At 73.6% G+C, this 18,152-nt stretch carries 13 protein-coding genes, 1 tRNA gene and 1 other RNA gene; 7 read left to right on the top strand and 8 right to left on the bottom strand.

Features of this window, described 5'->3' with window-relative positions:
- Positions 1–10 precede the first annotated feature (10 nt).
- Positions 11–1,441 (top strand): DHA2 family efflux MFS transporter permease subunit, encoded by a 1,431-nt coding sequence (locus tag ACZ4VW_RS11325; RefSeq protein ID WP_467960937.1) that lies wholly within the window; start codon positions 11–13, stop codon positions 1,439–1,441.
- Between the two features lie 53 nt (positions 1,442–1,494).
- Here the strand turns inward: ACZ4VW_RS11325 and ACZ4VW_RS11320 are convergent, their stop codons facing one another.
- The 7 genes from ACZ4VW_RS11320 to ACZ4VW_RS11290 form a co-directional block, all read right to left on the bottom strand.
- A complete protein-coding gene (locus ACZ4VW_RS11320) occupies positions 1,495–2,712 on the bottom strand; it encodes an RNA polymerase sigma factor (protein WP_467961842.1) in 1,218 nt (405 codons plus the stop codon).
- A gap of 125 nt (positions 2,713–2,837) precedes the next feature.
- Complete coding sequence (locus ACZ4VW_RS11315) at positions 2,838–3,263, bottom strand: YciI family protein (RefSeq protein WP_467960935.1); 426 nt, start codon at positions 3,261–3,263, stop codon at positions 2,838–2,840.
- A gap of 198 nt (positions 3,264–3,461) precedes the next feature.
- Positions 3,462–4,259, bottom strand: coding sequence for an ATP-grasp domain-containing protein (locus tag ACZ4VW_RS11310; RefSeq protein WP_467960933.1), 798 nt, complete (start codon positions 4,257–4,259; stop codon positions 3,462–3,464).
- Positions 4,252–5,781 (bottom strand): winged helix DNA-binding domain-containing protein, encoded by a 1,530-nt coding sequence (locus ACZ4VW_RS11305; RefSeq protein ID WP_467960931.1) that lies wholly within the window; start codon positions 5,779–5,781, stop codon positions 4,252–4,254. The genes ACZ4VW_RS11310 and ACZ4VW_RS11305 overlap by 8 nt, the downstream gene beginning before the upstream one ends.
- Before the next feature lie 178 nt (positions 5,782–5,959).
- A complete protein-coding gene (locus tag ACZ4VW_RS11300) occupies positions 5,960–7,015 on the bottom strand; it encodes an aldo/keto reductase (protein WP_467960929.1) in 1,056 nt (351 codons plus the stop codon).
- A gap of 26 nt (positions 7,016–7,041) precedes the next feature.
- Positions 7,042–8,007, bottom strand: a complete 966-nt coding sequence (locus ACZ4VW_RS11295; protein ID WP_467960927.1) for an alpha/beta fold hydrolase — start codon at positions 8,005–8,007, stop codon at positions 7,042–7,044.
- Entirely contained in the window at positions 8,004–9,011 is a 1,008-nt protein-coding gene (locus ACZ4VW_RS11290; RefSeq protein ID WP_467960925.1) for an ArsR/SmtB family transcription factor, read from the bottom strand. Before ACZ4VW_RS11290 ends, ACZ4VW_RS11295 begins: the two co-directional genes overlap by 4 nt.
- Before the next feature lie 81 nt (positions 9,012–9,092).
- On the opposite strand from ACZ4VW_RS11290, the gene ACZ4VW_RS11285 reads away from it, so the two are divergent.
- The gene (locus ACZ4VW_RS11285) at positions 9,093–10,370 is read left to right on the top strand and encodes an MDR family MFS transporter (protein ID WP_467960923.1); all 1,278 of its coding nucleotides are present in this window, start codon (positions 9,093–9,095) and stop codon (positions 10,368–10,370) included.
- Positions 10,371–10,442: 72 nt separating this feature from the next.
- Here the strand turns inward: ACZ4VW_RS11285 and ACZ4VW_RS11280 are convergent.
- Positions 10,443–10,530, bottom strand: a tRNA-Ser gene (locus ACZ4VW_RS11280).
- Between the two features lie 108 nt (positions 10,531–10,638).
- On the opposite strand from ACZ4VW_RS11280, the gene ffs reads away from it, so the two are divergent.
- The 5 genes from ffs (at position 10,639) to ACZ4VW_RS11255 (ending at position 18,125) form a co-directional block, all read left to right on the top strand.
- Positions 10,639–10,737: signal recognition particle sRNA small type (gene ffs / locus ACZ4VW_RS11275), an RNA gene on the top strand.
- A 46-nt stretch (positions 10,738–10,783) separates the two neighbouring features.
- The gene (locus tag ACZ4VW_RS11270) at positions 10,784–12,973 is read left to right on the top strand and encodes a DNA polymerase III subunit gamma and tau (RefSeq protein ID WP_467960921.1); all 2,190 of its coding nucleotides are present in this window, start codon (positions 10,784–10,786) and stop codon (positions 12,971–12,973) included.
- Between the two features lie 61 nt (positions 12,974–13,034).
- Entirely contained in the window at positions 13,035–14,285 is a 1,251-nt protein-coding gene (gene purD / locus ACZ4VW_RS11265) for a phosphoribosylamine--glycine ligase (protein WP_467960919.1), read from the top strand.
- Positions 14,286–14,526: 241 nt separating this feature from the next.
- On the top strand, positions 14,527–16,503 hold the full coding sequence (locus tag ACZ4VW_RS11260) for a M48 family metalloprotease (RefSeq protein ID WP_467960917.1): 1,977 nt from the start codon (positions 14,527–14,529) through the stop codon (positions 16,501–16,503).
- Positions 16,504–16,664: 161 nt separating this feature from the next.
- A complete protein-coding gene (locus ACZ4VW_RS11255; RefSeq protein ID WP_467960915.1) occupies positions 16,665–18,125 on the top strand; it encodes a N,N-dimethylformamidase beta subunit family domain-containing protein in 1,461 nt (486 codons plus the stop codon).
- Positions 18,126–18,152: the final 27 nt, after the last annotated feature.

Below are 18,152 nucleotides of genomic sequence, written 5' to 3'. Positions count from 1 at the left end.
CAGTTCATCTATGACTCATGCCGAGACCCGCGCGCACCACCACCCTCCCGCCCCCGCGCTCCCTCGTCGCTGGACGGCCCTCGCGCTGATCTGCGTGGCCCAGTTCATGCTGATCCTCGACGTCACCGTGGTGAACGTCGCGCTCCCGCGGATGGCCGCCGACCTGAACCTCGCCCGCACCTCCCTGACCTGGGTGGTCACCGCGTACACCCTCTGCTTCGGCGGGCTCATGCTGCTCGGCGGCCGGCTCTCGGACGCCCTCGGCGCCCGCCGCACCCTGCTCGCCGGGCTCGCCGTGTTCACCGCCGCGTCCCTGGTGTCCGGCCTGGCCGTGAACGCCCCGATGCTCATCGGCGGGAGGATCGCCCAGGGCGTCGGCGCCGCGCTGCTCTCCCCGGCCGCGCTCGCGCTGGTCACGACCTCCTTCCACGGCGCCGAACGTGCCAGGGCCCTCGGTGTGTGGGCCGCCGTCGGCGGCACCGGCTCCGCCGTCGGCGTCCTGCTCGGCGGCGCGCTGACCGACGGACCGGGCTGGCCCTGGATCTTCTACGTCAACGTCCCCGTCGGCCTCGCCCTGCTGGCCACCCTCCCGGTGATCGTCCCCGCCTCGGTCCGTACGCCCGCCCGCCTCGACGTCCCGGGCGCGCTGCTCGTCACGGCCGCGACCGGCTCCCTCATCTACGGCCTGGTGCAGGCGGGCGACACCGGCTGGACCTCCCCGGCCACGCTGCTGCCCCTGCTCGGCTCGCTCCTTCTGTACGGGATCTTCGCGGCGGTCGAACGGGCGAGCCGCGCCCCGCTGATGGACCTGCGCATGTTCACCCGGCGCCCGGTCCTCGCGGGCTCGTTCCTGATGCTCGTCGCGACCGCGCTGCTGATCGCCTTCTTCTTCCTCGGCTCGGTCCAGCTCCAGCGGCTCCACGGGTTCAGCGCCTTCCGCACGGGCCTGGTCTTCCTCCCGGTGGCCGTCACCACGGCCGTCGGCGCGCACCTCGCCTCCCGCCTGGTGGGCTCGGCCGGTCCTCGCGCCTGCGCGACCGCCGGCATGACGATCGCGGCCCTCGGCTGCCTCCCCCTGGCCCTCGTCACCCCGGGCACCCACGCCTGGGCCACGCTCCTCCCGGCCCTCTCACTGGCCTCGCTCGGCCTTGGCGCGGTCTTCGTCACGGCCACCACCACGGCCCTGGGCCTGATCGCCCCGCACGAGGCCGGCCTCGCCTCGGGCATCGTCAACACCTCCCACGAGGTGGGCGGTTCGATCGGCGTGGCCCTGGTCTCCACCCTCGCGGCGGCGAGCATCCAGGGCCCACCCGGCACGACGACCGGCTTCACGGCGGCCTTCACCCTCTGCACGGCCCTCGCCACGGCGGCAGCCCTGGCCGCCCCGGCCCTGATCCCCCACGGCAAGCCCCGCCCGACGGGCGGACCGCACGTTCACTGACGTTCGCTGACGTCCAGTGACGTCCGGTTACGTCCGGTTACGTCCGCCGACGTTCAACGACCGAGCCGGGACGCCCTCGTGCGCAGGTAGTGGCGTTCCGGGATGCTGAGGGTGAGGCGGGCCGCCTCCTCGTAGGCCGTGCGGGCCTCTTCCGTCGCGCCCGTGCGTTCGAGGAGGTGGGCGCGGACCGCCTCGAGGCGGTGGTGGTGTTTCAGGCGGGGTTCCAGCGCCGCGAGTTCGGTGAGGCCCGCCTCCGGGCCGTGGACCATCGCGACGGCCACCGCGCGGCCGAGTTCCGCCATCGGGTCGGGGGCCTGGGCGACCAGGAGGTCGTAGAGGGCCAGGATCTGCGGCCAGTCCGTGTCCTCGGGGCGCGCCGCCTCGTCGTGGAGGGCCGCGATCGCCGCCTGGAGCTGGTACGGGCCGGGCGGTCCCTCCGTCAGGGCCTCCTCGACCAGGGCCGTGCCCTCCGTGATCGCGGCGGAGTCCCAGAGCGTGCGGTCCTGCTCGTCCAGGGGGATCAGCTCGCCGTGGCGGCCGGTGCGGGCCGCGCTGCGGGCCTCCGTCAGCAGCATCAGCGCCAGCAGACCGGTCACCGCGCCCTCGCGGGGCAGCAGGCGGCGCACGGCCCGGGTCAGCCGGATCGCCTCGCGCGCCAGGTCCGCCCGGTGGAGGGTGGGGCCCGAGGTGGCGGTGTAGCCCTCGTTGAAGATCAGGTAGAGCACCTGCAGAACCGTGGCCAGGCGGGCGTCCCGGTCCTCCGGGCCCGGAGGGCGGAACGGGTGGTCCCGGAGCTTCGCCTTCGCCCGGCTGATCCGCTGCGCGATCGTCGCCTCCGGTACGAGATGGGCCCGGGCGATCTCCGCGGTCGTGAGACCACCCACCGCGCGCAGGGTCAGCGCGATCCGCGCGGTGGGCGCGAGCGTCGGGTCGCAGCAGAGGAAGAGGAGCGTCAGGGTGTCGTCGTCGGACGGCGCGGCCCGGGTCTCGCGGAGCTCCAGCCGCGCCGCCGTCGCCTCCCGCCGGGCCCGCGCATCGTCCGCCCGCAGCTGGTCGGTCAGCCGCCGCGAGGCCACCCGGATCAGCCAGCCGCGCGGATTGGCGGGCGTCCCCGCCTCGGGCCACTGGCGTGCGGCGGCCAGCAGGGCCTCCTGTACGGCGTCCTCGGCGGCGTCGAAGTGCCCGTACCGGCGTACGAGCGCGCCGAGGACCTGCGGCGCGTGCCGGCGCAGCAGCTCCTCGACGGTCTCTTCGACGGTGTCGGCGCGCATCGTCGCGGTCTCTTCGACGGTCTCCGCGAACACTGTCGCGGTGTCCTCGACGGTCTCCTCGGACATCGTCGCGGTGTCCTCGACGGTGTCCTCGACGGCCTCCTCCGCGCTCCCGTCGCTCATGCTCAGGAGGTGAAGAGCTCGGACTCGGGGCGCTCGTCGATCTGCCGGATCACCACCGGGTACTCGGGCGCTCCGGCCGGCTGCGGACACCGGGCCACGCGCGCCGCGATCTCGGTGACCCGCTCCAGGCTCGGGCAGTCGAGCACCCAGTACCCGGCCAGCAGCTCCTTCGTCTCCCCGTACGGCCCGTCCGTGACCACCGGCCGGCCGTCCTTGTCGACGCTCACGAACCGGGTCCGCGCCGGCTCGACGAGCCCCTGGGCGTCGACGAGCTCACCCGACTCGGCGAGGTCGTTGTTGATCGCCTCCATGTGCTCGAACATCGCCTTCAGGTCCTGCTCGCTCCAGACGGGGCTCTGCGCGGAACCCTTGCCGCTCATGGCCTCGTAGTCGACCTGAGCGCCCTGCACCATGACGAGGTACTTCATGACGTCCTCCGTGGTTCGTGGTTTCCGATTCCAGGCTTCCGATTCCAGGTTTCCGCTCTCACGTTTCCGGGTTCTCGGTTGCCTTTCACAGGGGACGTCGGAGCCGGGCGCCGATTCTCGACACCTCGCGGGGACCGATCCGAATTCTTCGCGGATTCCACCCACGCGCACCACGGCCGAGCCCGCACGCCCTGCTCTTCAGGGGCGCAGGAAGCGGCGGTCCCGTTCCGTCACGTCGCCCAGCGGACCGGCCGCGCGCAGGACGACGTCCAGGACGCCGTCGGGATCGGCCGCGTAGCTGTGCGCGAACCATGGCATGTTCGCCTCCACCACCGCCCACCGCTCCAGGCCGGTGTTCGGGTCCTTGGCCGGTCCGACGTCGACCGCGACCGCGCTCGGCAGCGACGCCCCGGCCGCGGTCAGAAGACGTTCGCCGAAGCGCCGGGCCCCGGCCGTGAGGGGCCCGGGGTCCAGACGGCCGTACACGGCGTACCGGCTCCCCGTGACGATCCGGCCGTCGAGTGCGAACAACCGGTACTCGGCGGCGAAGCTCACCACGTCCGAGACGAGGACCGCGGTGTCCGGCGGCAGCCGTCCCGGCTCCCCTTGTGCGAGCCTCCCGCCGTCCGCGTACACGGCGGGCGGGAACGACTTGTCGCCCGGCGGCTTCACGAACGCGGGGCGCCGCAGACTCGTCCGGGCGTCGCCCAGGGTCGTCAGGGTGACGCGACGGGCGGTGAACTCCTCGGGGAGGTCAGCGAGCCACGCGTCCGCCGGTTCGAGCAAGCCCAGGCCGAACGGTGCGGCGATCCGGTCGGCCAGCAGCGGCCCGCCGTACCAGTGGTGCGCCGGCCGCCCGGGCGCGAACGGCTCGGGCGGACCGTCGAGACCGTCCAGGACCCGTACCCCCATGCCCCGGCGCGCGGCCGCCTCGGACAGCAGGAGCGTCGTGGAGGTGCGCTGCGGCGAGGTGAGCAGGACCGCCGTCTCACCCATGGGCGGCGTCCGCGGCCAGGCCCTCGGCACCCTGCGGGGCCGTGCCCCCGGTCGCCAGTTCCTTCTCCAGCGGGGCGCGGAAACGGGGCGTCACCCGCACGTCGCCGACCCAGCCCGCCAACCGCTCCGTCTCCGCCGCGACCGCCGCCCTGCCCTCCGCGCCCACGTCCGACAGCAGCCGGTGGACGATCTCGCCGTCCGGGCGCTGGGCCCACATACCGACGACCCGGCCGTTCCACCACACCGTCGGGCCGATGTTCCCGCTGCGGTCGTACAGCAGCGGCTTGTGGGCCGGGTCGACGTACCAGTCGCGGTGCAGCCAGCCCATCGCCGTCGGGTCCAGGGCGGGCAGCAGCGCCGCCCACGGCTCCGCATCCGGTACGGGCACGGTGTCGTCCGGCAGGACGTAGCCCGTGCCCTCGGTCAGCTCCACCGCCTCCGCGCCGAGCGCGGCCAGTGCCTTGCGGACGTCGGAGACCTTCCAGCCGGTCCACCACTTCAGGTCGGCCTCGGTCGCCGGCCCGAACGCCGCCAGCCACCGCCGTACGAGCTCGGCGTGGGCGTCGGCGTCACCCGGGTCGGGGCGTTGCGGGGTCAGCGTCCAGCGGAAGCGGCTGGAGGTCCAGGTGCCCTGCGGCCGGCCGCGCGCGATCCGGCCCTCCATGCCGAGGACGCGGAGCAGCCGGCTGGAGAGCGGCTGGTTCCCCTCCTGGCGCGTGCCGACCCCGTAGAGGTACTGGACGCGCAACCGCGGGACGGCCTGGCCCAGCTCGGCGCCGGTGGCCTCGCCCCTGGCCGCCAGCTCCGCGACGAGCAGGCGCTCGGTCTCCGCCAGCCACTCCTCGTCGTACGCGCTGCCCTTGCGCAGGTCCTTGAGCAGCGTGGCGCGCTCGCGGGTGGCGACGTCACGCGTGGTGGAGGCGTGCACGGCCGGCACGAGGTCGGTCGGGAAGACGAAGATCGTGTGCCGCATCCCGTGCATCCGGGTCAGCGTCCGGTCCTCGTACAGGGCCCGTTCCAGCTCCCGTACCGGCCCTTCGACGCCCGCCTTCCCGCTCAGCCGGGCTCCCACGGAGAGGAACACGCTGGCGGGGTCGGTCGCGTGCAGGGCCACCAGCGCCTCCGCCACCTCTTCCACGCTCGCGGCCCGTGCGGCCCCTGCCAGCCGATGTCGCACGGCGAGCCGGGCCCTGCGCTCCTCGGCCCCGATACGGCGAACGGTCCCCGTAGGGGCCGTGGCGGTCCCCGTGCGTGGCTTGGTCGTGCCCGTACGGGGCTTGGCGTCACTCAGGGACGTGGCGGTCCCCGTACGGGGCTTGGCCGTCTCCCCACGGGGCTTGGCCGTCTCCCCAGGGGGCTTGGTCGTGCCCGTAGGGGCCGTGGCGACCCCCGTGAGGGCCCTACCGGTCTCTGCTTCCGCCGTGCCGTGTCCCGTAAGGGCCTTGCCCGTCCCCCTCCGTGGCTTGTCGTCTGCCGTGCCGGCCTTGTCGGTACCCGTACGGGTGGCCTTGTCGATCCCCATGCGGCAAGCATGGACCAGCGGCGGGGCCGACAAGCCGGTTTCGGCCCGCCCTCGGTTCCCGGCCCACCGGTGGGAAGCTCCTCAATGGCTCCAGCCCGTCACGGTTCCACCCCGTCACGGTTCCAGCACCTCAACGGCTCCAGCCCCACACCGATGCAGCCGCCGGGCTCCCACGCGCCTAACCCGCCGCGCGGTCCGTGACCGGGCGGCGCCGCAGTGTCGCGTCGTCGAGGGACGGCGGGCGCCAGACGCCGTCCGGCTGGTAGAGGTTCGTGCCGGGCGGGACGATCTCGTCGATGCGGTCGAGGACCTTGTCCTCGAGGACGAGCGGGGCGCCCTTCAGCAGCGTCTCCAACTGTTCCCCCGTCCGAGGGCCGATGATCACCGAGGTCACTGCCGGGTGCGCGGCCGCGAAGGCGAGCGCCAGCTCGGGCAGCGAGCAGCCGATCTCCTCCGCGAGCGTGACGAGTTGCTCGACGGCGTCGAGCTTGGCGGCGTTGCCGGGGATCGTCGGGTCGAAGCGGTGCGGGGTGAGCGCGGCGCGCCCGCTGGTGAGGTCGATCGGCCGGTCCTTGCGGTACTTCCCGCTGAGGAACCCGGACGCCAGCGGACTCCAGGTCAGCACCCCCATTCCGTACCGCTGCGCCACCGGCAGCACCGAGCCCTCGACGCCCCGCGCGAGGATCGAGTACGGCGGCTGCTCGGTGCGGAACCGGCGCAGACCGCGCCGCTCGGCGACGTGGTGCGATTCGGCGATCTCCTCGGCGGGGAAGGTGGAACAGCCGAACGCCCGGATCTTGCCCTGGGTCTGGAGGTCGCCGAGGACGGCGAGCGTCTCCTCGATGTCCGTGCGGTGGTCGGGCCGGTGGACCTGGTAGAGGTCGATCCAGTCGGTGCCGAGCCGCCGCAGGCTCTCCTCCACGGCCCGAATGATCCAGTGGCGCGAGTTCCCGCTGCGGTTGCGGCCCTCGCCCATCGGGAAGTGCACCTTGGTGGCGAGGACGGTGTCCTGCCGCCGACGGGGGTCGCGCAGCGCCTTGCCGACGATCTCCTCGGACTCGCCCGCGGAGTACATGTCGGCGGTGTCGACGAAGTTGATGCCCTGGTCGAGGGCGGCGTGGATGATCCGTACGGAGTCGTCGTGATCCGGGTTGCCGACGGCGCCGAACATCATGGTGCCGAGGCAGTACGCACTCACTTCGATGCCGGTCCCGCCGAGTACGCGATAGCGCATGTAGACCTCCTTCTCGGCGCGTGACTCTAGGAGTTGGAGTGCGCTCCAGCGCAAGGCCGGCCGGGCACGCACGAGGCGAGGAAGTCCACGAGCAGGCGGTGGAGGGCGTCGGGCCGTTCCAGATGGACGTCGTGCCCGGTGCCGGGGACGCTCGCCGACCGGATGCCGGGGCGGCGCAGGACCATGCCGTCGAACTCGGCGGGCGTGACGATCCCGTTCTGCGCGATCACCGCGAGCGTCGGGCAGTCGACCGCCTCCCACTCCGCCCGGAAGGCGCGGGTGACGTTCTCGGCGAGCGAGCGCACCATCACCTCGGGATCGAACCGAGGCCACAGTCCGCCGTCCCGTTCCTCCAGGCCGTCCGCCCACCCTTCCCCTACGGGCCCGCCCCCGAGGAAGCGGACCGCCGCCTCCCGCGAGGCGAAGGGCACCGGCCAGGAGGCCAGCCACCCACCGGTCTCGGCGGTGAGGCCCTCGTCCGCCCTGGCGGGGCCGGCGTCGACCAGCACGAGGCCGCTCAGCCGGCCGGGATGCGCGGCAGCGGTGAGCAGGGCGGTGTGGCCGCCGAGCGACTGTCCGACCAACACCGGTCGCTGGAGGTCGAGTCGGTCGAGTACGGCCACGACATCGGCGACGTACGCGGCCCGCGAGGTGTCCTCGGGGAGCCGCTCGCTGTGCCCGTGCCCGCGCTGGTCCACGGCGACGACCCGGTGCCCGTCCGCGTGGAGCCGCTCCGCCACCGCGTCCCACTCACCGGCATGGCCGGCGAGCCCGTGCAGCAGGACCACGGCGGGGCCCGAACCGCCCCGGTCACGGCAGGACAGCCGTACCCCGTCGCGGACCACCACCCGCTCCGACCAGGCCGTACGGGCGCCCCTACGGGTGCTGCCGGCGGTCGCAGGGGCGCCCCTACGGGTGCTGCTCACGGTCCCGGTCCCGGGGGTGCTGCTCGCGGTCCCGCCGGCGGGCGTACGGGTGCTCTCGGCGGTCATGCGGGCGCTCCCGACGGGGTGAGGAGGGCGTCCGCGACCGAGGTGCGGGCGTAGAGGACGGACCGGCCGCTGCGGTGCGCGGTCACGAGGCCCGCGTTGCGCAGCGCCATCAGGTGCTGGGAGACGCCGGCGGCCGACAGCCCGCACCGGCCGGCGAGTTGGGTGGTGGAGGCGGGAGTGTCGAGCTCGGTGAGGAGCAGCGTGCGGGAGCGGCCGAGGACGGCGGCGACCGCGTCCGTCGCGTCGGTCGGGCGCGGCTCCCAGAGGTTGCCGATCCCCCGCGCTGGATAGGCCAGTTGGGGCGGATCCGGCGCCACCGCGCGGGTCAGGACGCGGGGCCACGCGAACGCCGAGGGGACGAGCAGCAGCCCGGAACCGACCTGGTCGCGGGTCACCAGCGCGCAGTGGCGGCGGACCAGGTGGAGGGTGTCGTCGTCCCACCGAACGGTCTCGTGGAGTTCGCTCAGGACGCGCGCCGAACCGTGTTCGGCGACCTGCCGGGCGCGGTGGAAGAGATCGGCTTCGAGGAGCCGGCGGATACGGGCCCAGTAGGGGGCGAGGGCGAGTTCCCAGTACGTCTCGATCTCGGCGGCGACCTTTTCCAGGGCCTCCTCGGGGGCCTCGCGCAGCAGGCGGAGCCGGGGCGAGGGGCGGTGCCCGGCAGGCTTCTCGGCCTCGAGGGCGTCCAGGTCCTCGCGTACCCGCGCGGGCGGGGACGCGCGCATCGCGTCCAGCTCGGCGGCGAGGGTGGGGAAGGAGGTGGCGGGGGTCGGGTTGAGGAAGTCGGCGAGATGGCCGCGACCCGGGATCAACTCAGCCAGCCACCCGTCACCGAGCCCCGCCCGCGCGAGCCGGGGCCGTACCTGCGCGGCCCAACGCCGGTGCGGCGGCGGTTCGGAGGGGTGCCGGAGCATCCGGAAGCTGGTGACGACCTCCCACATGGGGGAGACGGCGAACCGGGTCTGCGCCAGGTCGGCCGCCGAGAACGTGAGTCCGGCTTCCATACACCCCCCCTTCCCCAAAGATCGATTCGGTCTGAGCTTAATCAATGGATCGTCATGGCGTCTCGGCCGCAGTCTCCTCGCATGCCCTCCTCCTCTTCCTCGCCGTTCTCCTCCTTCCGGGAACTGCCGTCCACCGTGTGGACCGTCTTCGCCGGCACGGTCATCAACCGCCTCGGCTTCATGGTCACGCCCTTCCTCGTCTTCTTCCTCGCCGCGCGTGGTGTCGTGGGGCCCGAGACCGCGTACGTCCTCGGTGCCCTGGGCGCCGGCAATCTGCTGGGCCCGGCGGTGGGCGGCGTCCTGGCCGACCGCGTCGGCCGGCGCCCGACCATGCTGATCGGGCTGCTGGGCTCGGCCGCGGCGCAGGGCGCGCTCTTCGTGGCGCCGGGCGTGTGGACGATGGCCGCGGCAGCGCTGCTGATCAGCGCGACGGGCGCGATGGTCGGCCCGGCCGCGTACGCGCTGATGGCCGACGCGGTCGACGCGGAACGCAGGCAGGGCGCGTACGCCCTGCTCGGTTGGGGCGTGAACATCGGTACGGCGGTGGCGGGTGTCCTGGGCGGCTTCCTGGCCGCGCACGGCTACTGGCTGCTGTTCGCGGTCGACGCCGCGACGATGATCGTCTACGCCGTCGTCGTCGCGACCCGGCTGAACGAGCCACCGCGCACGAAGGCCGCGCACGAAGACCGCTCGGACGCCGACTCGGGCACCCGGTCCGATGACGGCGCGCGGGACGGTTGGGGCGACAGGGCACGGGACGGGATCGGTTACGGCGTGGTGTTCCGGGACCGGTTGGCCCTCGCCCTCCTGCCTCTCTTCGGCATTCAGCTCTTCGTCTACTCCCTCACCGAGGTCGCCCTGCCGCTCGCCGTCCACGACAGCGGCCTCTCTCCGGCGGTGTACGGGGCGATGGCGGCGGTCAACGCCATCCTGGTGGTCGCCCTCCAGCCCTTCGTCACGGCCCGGCTCGCCCACCTTCCCCAGCTGCGGGTCCAGTGCGCGGGCAGCGTGCTGATCGCCGTCGGCGTGGCGCTGACGGGTCTCGCCGAGGGCATCGTCGGGTTCACGGTGTCCGTGGTCGTGTGGTCCCTGGGCGAGGTGTGCGTGGCGGGCATCGCGGCCACGGTCGTCGCCAACCTGGCCCCGGCCCACGCGCGTGGCCGCTATCAGGGGGCGTTCGGCTGGACCTGGGGCGTCGCCCGGTTCGGCGCGCTCACCCTGGGCGTCTCCCTCTACACGGGTCTCGGCCCGGCGGTCCTCTGGTGGACGGCCCTGGCCCTGGGGAGCCTCACGGCGGCACTGACCCTCGCCCTGACGGGCCGGGTCGGCCGCCGCACGGCCCACGCCCTGGCGGCATGACGTGGGACGGACAACGAAGAAGGGCCCCGCAGCAAGCTGCGGGGCCCTTCGACATCGTGCCCGGTGAGGCACTGGCGGAGGATACGAGATTCGAACTCGTGAGGGGTTGCCCCCAACACGCTTTCCAAGCGTGCGCCCTAGGCCACTAGGCGAATCCTCCGCCGCAAACAATACAAGACGTTGAGGGGTGCTCGCGAACGTGATCCACAACGGTTCACCGAGACCCGTCCCGGGGGACGGAGTGGTCTCCGGAATCGGGTACCCTGGGCGCAGCCCCTCACGTGGCGCTATCTGACTGAACTCCCCCAGGGCCGGAAGGCAGCAAGGGTAGGTCGGCTCTGGCGGGTGCGTGGGGGGCGCTTGCGTTTCCGGGCATGCCCGGGTTGTCGGTGGGCGCCTATAACCTCGTATACGTGTCGTCTCTCGCGCTGTACCGCCGCTATCGCCCCGAGTCCTTCGCCGAGGTCATCGGGCAGGAGCATGTCACCGACCCGTTGCAGCAGGCCCTGCGGAACAACCGGGTCAATCACGCGTACCTGTTCAGCGGGCCCCGTGGGTGCGGAAAGACGACCAGTGCGCGCATCCTGGCGCGCTGTCTGAACTGTGAGCAGGGTCCCACTCCCACCCCCTGCGGGGAGTGCCAGTCCTGCCGTGACCTGGCGCGGAACGGGCCGGGTTCGATCGATGTCATCGAGATCGACGCGGCCTCGCACGGTGGTGTGGACGACGCCCGTGACCTGCGCGAAAAGGCGTTCTTCGGCCCCGCTTCGAGCCGGTACAAGATCTACATCATCGACGAGGCGCACATGGTCACCTCGGCGGGTTTCAACGCCCTGCTGAAGGTGGTCGAGGAGCCGCCGGAGCACCTCAAGTTCATCTTCGCCACCACCGAGCCCGAGAAGGTCATCGGGACGATCCGGTCCCGGACGCACCACTACCCCTTCCGGCTCGTGCCCCCCGGCACCCTGCGGGACTATCTGGGCGAGGTCTGCGGCCGCGAGGGCATCCCCGTCGAGGAGGGCGTGCTGCCGCTCGTGGTCCGGGCCGGCGCCGGGTCCGTGCGTGACTCGATGTCCGTGATGGACCAGCTGCTGGCCGGAGCCGCCGCGGACGGTGTGACATACGCCATGGCGACCTCTCTCCTCGGGTATACGGACGGGTCGCTGCTCGACTCGGTGGTGGACGCCTTCGCCGCCGGTGACGGTGCGGCCGCGTTCGAGGTCGTGGACCGGGTTGTCGAGGGCGGCAACGACCCGCGCCGCTTCGTCGCCGACCTTCTGGAGCGGCTGCGGGACCTGGTGATCCTGGCCGCCGTGCCCGACGCCGCCGAGAAGGGGCTCATCGACGCGCCCGTGGACGTCGTGGAGCGCATGCAGGCGCAGGCGTCCGTGTTCGGCGCGGCCGAGCTGAGCCGGGCGGCCGACCTCGTCAACACCGGCCTGACCGAGATGCGGGGGGCCACCTCGCCGCGCCTGCAGCTGGAGCTGATCTGCGCGCGCGTGCTGCTGCCCGCCGCCTTCGACGACGAGCGCTCGATCCAGGCACGGATCGAGCGACTCGAGCGCGGGGCCGCCTCGGGCCCGGCGCCGGTCTTCACCACCGGCGGGCCCGCCCCCGCCATGGGTTACGTCCCCGGACCCGAGGCCCACGCCCCGACGGCACCGGTGCAGCAGGCCCCCGCACCGGTGCAGCAGGCTCCGGCGCCCTCCCAGCAGGCTCCCGCCCCCGTCCAGCAAGCCCCCGCACCCGCCCCGGCCGCCGCTCAGCAGCCCGCTCCGGCCGCCGAAGGCCCGCGCCCCGGTGCCTGGCCCGGAGCCGCCACCCCGGCCGGCCCCGCCGCGCCGAGCGCCCCCGCCCCCGGCGCCTGGCCGGGGGCCTCCTCGCCCGCTCCCCAGCGGGCGCCCGCCCCGGCCGCCCCCGCGGCCCCCGCTCCGGCACCGGCTGCCGGCGGTGACATGGCCCAGGGCGCCGCGCAGGTGCGGAACATGTGGCAGCCGATCCTCGACGCCGTGAAGAACCGGCGGCGCTTCACCTGGATCCTGCTCAGCCAGAACGCCCAGGTCGCCGGGTTCGACGGCACGACCCTCCAGCTCGGCTTCCTCAACGCCGGTGCCCGCGACAACTTCGCGAGCAGCGGCAGCGAGGACGTGCTGCGGCAGGTCCTGGCCGAGCAGTTCAACGTGCAGTGGAAGATCGAGGCGATCATCGATCCCTCGGGCGGTGTCACCCCGCCCCCGGCCGCGGCCAACTTCGGCGGTGGCCGCCCGGCCCAGACCTCCGCTCCCGCCGCGCCCCCGCAGCAGCAGTGGGCTCCTCAGCAGCAGGCTCAGCCGACCCAGCAGGCCGCGTCGTACGGGCAGTCCCAGCAGGCGCCGTCCACCCCGCCCGCGCAACAGCACCAGCAGGCGTCCGCCCCCGCCTCCGTACCGCAGAACCGGCCTTCGGCCCCCACGACCGTCCACCACGCGCCGCCGCCCGTCGCGCCCGAGGACGACGTGCCGGAGGAGGACGATCCCGACCTCGTCGACTCCGCCCTCTCCGGCCACGAGCTGATCGTTCGCGAGCTCGGAGCCACGGTTGTGGAGGAATACACGAACGAGTAGGGCCGTCTCGCTCGGTGGCCCGCACAAGGGACATCCGGCCACGCGGGCTACCCTGGCTGGCGTGAAGGTCCTCGTCATCGGCGGCGGCGCCCGCGAACACGCCCTGTGCCGCTCTCTCTCCCTCGATCCCGACGTCACCGCTCTGCACTGCGCGCCCGGCAACGCCGGAATCGCGGAGGTCGCCGAGCTGCATCCCGTCGACCAGCTGGACGGCGACGCCGTCGCACGGCTCGCCACCGGCCTGGAGGCCGACCTGGTGGTCGTCGGCCCGGAGGCCCCGCTCGTCGCGGGCGTCGCCGACGCCGTCCGCGCGGCCGGCATCCCCTGCTTCGGCCCGTCCGAGCAGGCGGCGCAGCTGGAGGGCTCCAAGGCGTTCGCCAAGGACGTCATGGCCGGGGCCAGCGTCCCGACCGCCCGCAGCTACGTCTGCACCACCCCCGAGGAGATCGACGAGGCGCTCGACGCCTTCGGCGCTCCGTACGTCGTCAAGGACGACGGTCTGGCGGCCGGCAAGGGCGTCGTGGTCACCTCCGACCTGGAGGAGGCCAGGGCCCACGCGCTCTCATGCGACCGGGTCGTCATCGAGGAGTTCCTGGACGGCCCCGAGGTCTCCCTCTTCGCGATCACCGACGGCACCACCGTCCTCCCGCTCACCCCCGCGCAGGACTTCAAGCGCGCGCTCGACGGCGACGAGGGCCCGAACACCGGCGGCATGGGCGCTTACTCCCCGCTGCCCTGGGCCGACCCCAAGCTGGTCGACGAGGTCATGGACACCGTCCTGCAGCCGACCGTCGACGAGCTGCGCCGCCGTGGCACGCCGTTCCAGGGCCTGCTGTACGCGGGTCTGGCGATCACCAGCCGCGGCGTACGGGTCATCGAGTTCAACGCCCGCTTCGGCGACCCGGAGACCCAGGTCGTCCTGGCCCGCCTGAGGACTCCGCTGGCGGGCGTCCTGCTGAACGCGGCCAACGGCACCCTCGACAACGAGCCGCCGCTGAACTGGCGCGAGGACGCGGCCGTCACCGTCGTCATCGCCTCGCACAACTACCCCGGCACCCCGCGCACGGGCGACCCGATCCACGGCCTCGGCGAGGTCGCGGAGCAGGATGCCCCGCACGCGTACGTCCTGCACGCCGGGACGAAGCGGGACGGCGACGCGGTCGTGAGCGCCGGCGGCCGCGTGCTATCGGTCACGGCGACCGGCGAGGACCTGGCGCAGGCCCGTGAGCGGGCGTACGCGGCGGTCGGCCGGATCCGGCTGGACGGCTCGCAGCACCGAACGGACATCGCTCGCAAGGCCGCCGGGGAGTGACCCCTCCGCGTGCCGGGGGAGTGAACCCCTCGGCACGCCCGACCGTCATCACCTTTACCCAAAGCCATTCCATCGAGTGACGACTGGGCCATCCGGATGACGCCCGCCGCACCCCCAACTAGGGTGCGGCGCAGGCGTTCCGGCACTTGGCCCACCGGCATTGCGATGTCAGTGGCGGGTGCCACAGTGGGGGAGTGACCAACACCGCCACGGGCAGTCCCGACGAGGACAGGAGGGGGTGATGTACGGCGTGTCCGGTACCGGTTCCGTTGTCGGCGAGGAGATGGGTGCGCGCGCCGCGCGCTCCAGGGCCCTCGCGGTCCTCCGGGTCCGCGGCAGGGCGCTGGCCGTCGCGCTGCTCCCGGCCGCCGCGGCCGTGATCCTGTACGCGGGAGGGGTCACCGGCCATTTCACTGGGCCCGGCTGGGACGCCGCCCGCTGGGTGACCACGGTGTTCGCGCTGGTCGTCCTGCTCGCCACGGCGGCCGTCGCGCTGGTGATCGCCCGCTCCCGGCCCGCCGTCACCCCGACCGTGGAGCTCGCCGAGACCGCGGCCCCCGATCTCTACCGGATGGTTCGGGACCTGGCCGACCGGCTCGGCGTCCCCGCGCCCTCCGCGATAGCCCTGACGCCGGACTGCGACAGCTGGCTCGAGGACCGTACGCATCCGGCCCACGGCCCCGGGCGGACGACCGGGCTCCGGCGCTCCACCGACGCGCCCGTCCTGGTCATTGGTTCGCCCTTCCTGTGGTGGATGCGCGTCGGTGAGCTCCGGGCGGTCCTCGCCCCGGTCGTCGCCGGTACGGCTCCGGCCGCGCACCCCGACATAGCCGCGGCCCGACGCTTCGTCCAGGGACTCGACGCCGCCGTCGCCGCGCCCCGCCGCAGCGGGCTCGACCCGGTCAGCAGGCTCGGCGCCCACGGCGTCGGGCGCGTCGCCCGGGTCCTGCTGCGCCTGTGCCGCGGACACGCCGCCGAGATGGAACGGGGCGTCGCCGTGGCCGGCTCGGAGCGTGCCCAGGCGGTGGACTACGGCGTCCGGATCGTCGCCCAGGAGCAGGTGGGTCTCGCCTACGCGGGCTGGGACCGGCTCCTCACACGGGTCGCGCTGCCCGCCTGGCGGATGGGCCGCTGGCCCGCGCGCCTGGACGTGGGCGTGGTCTCCGCCCTCACCGAACTGTCCCGCCGGGACCGCCTCGCCGAGGGCTTCACCTCCCGGCTCGGTGAGCGCCCGGCCTGTGATCTGCTCGAAGAGCCCGGGGCCGTCGACGAGGCCGCCTCCCTGCTGGCCGCCCGCCTCTTCCACGGCGGCCCGGCGGAGTCCGGCCCCGACTGGTCCCCGGTGGACTGGGATCAGTACCCGGAAGAGGTCGTCGACCGTAAGTGGCGCGCCGACGCGGCCCGTCTCCACCAGGTCCTCGACGAGCTGGGTGTGCTCCCCGCGGGTGCGGGGACCGGTTCGGCGGTCGCCGACGGCCCGACCCTGACCCGGGTGATGTCCCACCTCTCGGCCCCGACGAGGGACGCGTCGACCACTCCCGACCGGCCGGAGCCCCCGACGGAGCCCGCGCCCACCGACGGCCTTCACGCCGCCGAACCCGCCACCGATCTCGAGCCGACGGAGCCGGAGCCGACGGAGCCCCAGCTCACCAAGCCCCAGCCCACCGAGCCGGAGCCGACGGAGCCCGACCCCGCCGAACCTCAGGCCACCACCGCCGACGACCTGGACGCCGCCGAACCTCAGGCCACCACCGCCGACGACCTGGACGCCGCCGAACCTCAGGCCACCACCGCCGACGACCTGGACGCCGCCGAGCCCACCGCCCGCAACCCGGCCGCCGACGCGCTCGCCGCCGTCCTCACCGCCCATGTCGCCCGCGAGGAGGCGGCCAGGCCCGCCGCCCCCGCACCGGCGCCGCACACCGCCGCCCCGGGCGCGGACACGCTCCCGCTCTTCCCGCTCCAGCCGCCGCGGACCGGACGGGACCTGCTGGCCGACCATGTGACGGCGATGGTCTGCTGTGCCGCCGTCGACACCGCCGGCGCCGCCCCCGGACTCGACTGGCTCGACGGGCCCGCGCTCCTCGTCGGCGGCGAGCGGAACACCGATCTCACAGCCCGGGTCCTCGCCCTCGTCGAGGAGGGCGACGCCGAGCCCCTCCGGTCCTGGCTCACCGAGACGGGCGTGCGCCCCGAGAAGCCCGTCCGTCTCGTGTAGAACGCCGGCACCGGAAGCCCGGCTTCCGTTCACGTCAATTCGCGACGAACGGTGACGGAGTGCGTGCGTTATGTGATGTGCTGGGGACCGGCACTGACAGCAGCACATGACAGCTCATGAACGGCAGACGACGCGCGGGGGAGTCGAGGGAGGGGTGCGGCATGGGGGCGGAGCAGATCAGGCGGTGGGAATCGGGGGCGCTCGCCCACGCCGTCTCGGACCCCTTCGGCCAAGGGCCACTGCCCTGGCTGCGCGGTTCGGAGAACTACTTCGACGACACGGGGCAGGTCGTTCCCTGGTACGCCGACGAGACGCTGGCCCGGGGTGGCGGCGGCGGCCCCCGTACCGCCGACGACGTCCGCAGCCAGATCAAGGGCTTTGCCTCCAACGGGGCCGTCGCTCCCGGTGAGGCGATCGACTTCCACATCACGGTGGACCCACCGCAGCAGTTCTCGGTCGACATCTACCGGATCGGGCACTACGCGGGCGACGGCGCCGCCAAGATCACCACCAGCCCGCGCCTCTCCGGCATCGTCCAGCCCGCTCCGCTCACCGCCGACCGGACCGTCTCCTGCCACCACTGGTGGCAGTCCTGGCGGCTGCAGGTCCCGTCGCTCTGGTCGATCGGCGCGTACGTCGCCGTGCTCACCACTGCCGACGGCTACCGCTCGCACATCCCCTTCACCGTCCGCGACAACCACCCCGCCGACCTCCTCCTCGTCCTGCCGGACGTGACCTGGCAGGCGTACAACCTCTACCCGGAGGACGGCCGCACCGGCGCGAGCCTCTACCACGCCTGGGACGAGGAGGGCCGGCTCCTCGGCGAGGAGGACGCGGCCATCACCGTCTCCTTCGACCGCCCCTACGCGGGTGCCGGCCTGCCGCTGCACGTCGGCCACGCGTACGACTTCATCCGCTGGGCCGAGCGGTACGGCTACGACCTGGCCTACGCCGAGACGCGCGATCTGCACGCCGGCCGTGTGGACCCGACGCGCTACCGCGGTCTGGTCTTCCCGGGCCACGACGAGTACTGGTCCGTCCCCATGCGCCGGACCGTCGAACTCGCCCGCGAGCAGGGCACGTCCCTGGTCTTCCTCTCCGCCAACACCCTGTACTGGCAGGTCGAGCTCGGGCCCTCCCCGTCCGGGGTCCCCGACCGTCTCCTCACCTGCCGCAAGCGCCGCGGTCCCGGCCGCCCCGCCCTCTGGCGCGAGATCGACCGCCCCGAGCAGCAACTGCTGGGCATCCAGTACGCGGGCCGGGTCCCCGAGCCACACCCCCTGGTCGTACGGAACGCGGAGCACTGGCTCTGGGAGGCGACCGGGGCCGGGGACGGGGACGAGATCCCCGGTCTGGTCGCGGGGGAGGCCGACCGCTACTTCCCGCGCACCGCGCTCCCCGAGCACGAGGGCCGCATCCTGCTCGCCCACTCGCCCTACCAGGACAGCGACGGCGCACTGCGCCACCAGGAGACCTCCCTCTACCGGGCGCCGTCCGGGGCCTGGGTCTTCGCCTCCGGAACCTTCGCCTGGTCACCCGCCCTGGACCGGCCGGGCCACGTCGATCCGAGGATCCAGCGCGCCACCGCGAATCTCCTCGACCGGATCTGTAAGAGGGACTGACCAGGACGTCCGAGGGGCCGCTCGCCG

Source organism: Streptomyces sp. NPDC029139 (assembly GCF_055564335.1).
The sequence above is the reverse complement of the archived record's forward strand: the minus strand, read 5'-3'. Positions and strand labels throughout refer to the sequence as shown.

Coding starts and splice junctions, on each gene's coding strand:
- ACZ4VW_RS11325 (WP_467960937.1), top strand. CDS start 11: ATGACTCATGCCGAGACCCGCGCGCACCACCACCCTCCCGCCCCCGCG.
- ACZ4VW_RS11320 (WP_467961842.1), bottom strand. CDS start 2,712: ATGCGCGCCGACACCGTCGAAGAGACCGTCGAGGAGCTGCTGCGCCGG.
- ACZ4VW_RS11315 (WP_467960935.1), bottom strand. CDS start 3,263: ATGAAGTACCTCGTCATGGTGCAGGGCGCTCAGGTCGACTACGAGGCC.
- ACZ4VW_RS11310 (WP_467960933.1), bottom strand. CDS start 4,259: ATGGGTGAGACGGCGGTCCTGCTCACCTCGCCGCAGCGCACCTCCACG.
- ACZ4VW_RS11305 (WP_467960931.1), bottom strand. CDS start 5,781: ATGGGGATCGACAAGGCCACCCGTACGGGTACCGACAAGGCCGGCACG.
- ACZ4VW_RS11300 (WP_467960929.1), bottom strand. CDS start 7,015: ATGCGCTATCGCGTACTCGGCGGGACCGGCATCGAAGTGAGTGCGTAC.
- ACZ4VW_RS11295 (WP_467960927.1), bottom strand. CDS start 8,007: ATGACCGCCGAGAGCACCCGTACGCCCGCCGGCGGGACCGCGAGCAGC.
- ACZ4VW_RS11290 (WP_467960925.1), bottom strand. CDS start 9,011: ATGGAAGCCGGACTCACGTTCTCGGCGGCCGACCTGGCGCAGACCCGG.
- ACZ4VW_RS11285 (WP_467960923.1), top strand. CDS start 9,093: ATGCCCTCCTCCTCTTCCTCGCCGTTCTCCTCCTTCCGGGAACTGCCG.
- ACZ4VW_RS11260 (WP_467960917.1), top strand. CDS start 14,527: ATGTACGGCGTGTCCGGTACCGGTTCCGTTGTCGGCGAGGAGATGGGT.
- ACZ4VW_RS11255 (WP_467960915.1), top strand. CDS start 16,665: ATGGGGGCGGAGCAGATCAGGCGGTGGGAATCGGGGGCGCTCGCCCAC.